This window comes from Shewanella sp. 11B5 (assembly GCF_002836795.1).
GTDB lineage: Bacteria > Pseudomonadota > Gammaproteobacteria > Enterobacterales > Shewanellaceae > Shewanella > Shewanella frigidimarina.
Genome location: NZ_PJAP01000929.1, coordinates 1 through 3,085, shown reverse-complemented (window position 1 = coordinate 3,085; position 3,085 = coordinate 1). Strand labels below are relative to the sequence as shown.

Annotated in this window: 2 protein-coding genes; both read left to right on the top strand. The window is 41.1% G+C overall.

All coding sequences use genetic code 11. The features are described 5' to 3' along the window. Positions 1-103 precede the first annotated feature (103 nt). Complete coding sequence (gene pnp, locus CXF78_RS18380; RefSeq protein ID WP_102037566.1) at positions 104-2,200, top strand: polyribonucleotide nucleotidyltransferase; 2,097 nt, start codon at positions 104-106, stop codon at positions 2,198-2,200. A 146-nt stretch (positions 2,201-2,346) separates the two neighbouring features. Further along, a partial coding sequence (gene nlpI, locus CXF78_RS18375; RefSeq protein WP_102037565.1) for a lipoprotein NlpI occupies positions 2,347-3,085 on the top strand: 739 nt, incomplete at its 3' end.

Sequence of the window (3,085 nt, the reverse complement as noted above, 5' to 3'; positions counted from 1 at the left end):
AAAGATTTTCACATTCTGTAACTCGCGTCTATTTAACTATTCAGCTGAATTGAAGTATACTTGTGCGCGTAATTAAAGGTCATTAAATTAAGGAATGGGTCACGTGAATCCAATTGTAAAGAGTTTTGAGTATGGTCAACATACAGTCACCTTAGAAACAGGTGTTATTGCACGTCAAGCTGATGCTGCAGTTTTAGCAAGCATGGGCGATACCACAGTATTAGTTACTGTAGTTGGTAAAAAAGTAGCGGATTTAAGCCGTGACTTCTTCCCGCTAACTGTTAACTATCAAGAAAAAACCTATGCTGCAGGTAAAATACCTGGTGGTTTCTTCAAGCGTGAAGGTCGTCCATCAGAAGATGAAACTCTGATTGCGCGTCTTATTGACCGTCCTATTCGTCCTTTATTCCCTAACGGTTTTAAAAACGAAGTTCAAGTTATCATCACTGTGGTTTCTGTTGATCCACAAATCGAGCCAGATATTGTTTCGATGATTGGTACCTCAGCAGCGTTAGCTATTTCTGGTATTCCTTTCAGTGGCCCACTAGGTGCGGCGCGTGTTGGTTATATCAACGATGAATATGTACTTAACCCAACGGTTGATCAGCTTGCAACAAGTTCACTAAACTTAGTTGTTGCTGGTACTAAGGCTGCTGTACTTATGGTTGAATCTGAAGCTAAAGCGCTTGCAGAAGAAATCATGTTAGGTGCTGTAACTTACGGCCATGATCAACAACAAGTTGTTGTTGATGCTATTGCTGAGTTCAAAGCAGAAGCTGGCAAACCAACATGGGATTGGACTGCACCAGTTCAAGACCAGGCATTAGTAGCTAAAATCAAAGAGCTTGCAGAAGCTGGCATGACAGAAGCTTACCAAATTGAAGTTAAGCAAGACCGTTATGTACAAGTCGGTATTGTTAAAGCTGCCGCGAAAGCTGCATTAGTTGCAGAGAATCCAGATGTTGATACTCGTGAAGTAGACAACTTACTTGGTAGTTTAGAGAAAAGCGTTGTACGTGGCCGTATTATCAGTGGTAAGCCACGTATCGATGGTCGTGAACCAGATATGATCCGCGCGTTAAGTGTTTTAGCGGGTGTACTTCCACGTACTCACGGTAGTTCATTATTTACTCGTGGTGAAACTCAAGCATTAGTTACCTGTACATTAGGTACTGAACGTGATGCTCAGAAAATTGATAGCATCATGGGCGAACGTACTAATCGCTTTATGCTTCATTATAACTTCCCTCCGTATTCTGTTGGTGAAACAGGTATGGTTGGTTCACCTAAGCGTCGTGAAATTGGTCATGGTAAGTTAGCATGGCGCGGTATGAATGCCGTTATGCCTTCTGCTGAAGAATTCCCATACAGCATTCGTGTTGTATCTGAGATTACTGAATCTAACGGTTCAAGCTCTATGGCTTCAGTATGTGGTACTTCATTAGCATTAATGGATGCCGGTGTACCGATTAAAACTTCAGTTGCTGGTATTGCAATGGGTCTAGTTAAAGAAGGCGACGAATTCGTTGTACTTTCTGACATCTTAGGTGATGAAGATCACTTAGGCGATATGGACTTTAAAGTAGCTGGTACTCGTGATGGTATTACTGCTCTGCAGATGGATATCAAGATTGAAGGTATTACTAAAGAGATCATGGATATTGCACTGCAACAGGCTTATGGTGCACGTGTTCATATCCTAAACGTGATGGACCAAGCTATTGGCACACATCGTGGCGATATCTCTGCTCATGCTCCACGTATCACTACCATCAAGATTAACCCTGAGAAGATCCGTGATGTTATTGGTAAAGGCGGTGCGGTAATTCGTGCGCTAACCGAAGAAACGGGTACTACGATTGAGCTTGATGACAATGGTACTGTGAAGATTGCCTCTTCAAACGGTGAAGCAACTAAAGAAGCTATCCGTCGTATTGAAGAAATTACTGCTGAAGTTGAAGTGGGTCGTATCTACAACGGTAAAGTTATTCGTATCGTTGATTTCGGCGCATTCGTTAACATTCTTCCTGGTAAAGACGGTTTAGTACACATTTCACAAATCAGTGATGAACGTGTTGCTAACGTGTCAGATCATTTAGAAATGAACCAAGAAGTAGCTGTTAAAGTTATGGAAGTGGATCGTCAAGGTCGTGTAAGACTATCAATTAAAGAAGCTCAAGCGAAAGAAACTGCTGAGTAATGTAATTTAAAGGCTGAACGACAAAAAAGGAGATCATTTGATCTCCTTTTTTTTATCTACAAAAAATAATCTGTAATGTGCATGGCTCTTAGATTGCCAGATTGCTATGATATTGAATATTAATAGAACCTGATAAGGTAAAGCGGATGGAATGTAAACTACGCACCACAATCGTTGCCGTTGTTGTCGGTGCAAGTATGTTGTTGTCAGGGTGTGCTGCAACGTTAGGTTCAAAGGATAATATTGCAGGGCAGATGATTGTCGCGCCTGTCATGCCTGATTATAAATTGGAAGTGACACTCGCAAAGCTAAATGAAATTTTGGCTACTATGGAGTTAACTGACGAACAACGTGCACGTTTTCATTACGATCGTGGGGTCATTTATGACAGTGTCGGATTGCGTTTACTTGGCCGAATCGATTTTCATCAAGCATTAAAATTACAACCCGATCTAGCCGATGCGTATAACTTTCTTGGTATTTATTACACTCAAGAAGGTGAGTTCGACAGTGCTTATGAAGCATTTGATGGTGTCCTTGAATTGTCACCAAACTATGACTATGCCTTTTTAAATCGTGGTATTGCATTATATTATGGCGAACGTTACGAATTAGCCGTTAATGATATGAAAGCTTTCTATGATCGTGATCCTAGTGACGGTTATCGAGCTTTGTGGCTGTATTTGATGTCTTCATCTATTGATAGCAAGCTGGCCTTGGCTGATCTTGGGATACAGCGTCAGCAGTTAAAGGATCAAGATTGGGCCAGTGTGTTAGTCGATTTTTATTTAGGTAAGATCAATCAAGAACAAGTATTTGCAGCTGCGAAAGAAGGTTTATCTCAGCCCAAAGAATATGCAGAACGTTTATGTGAAGCGTATTTTT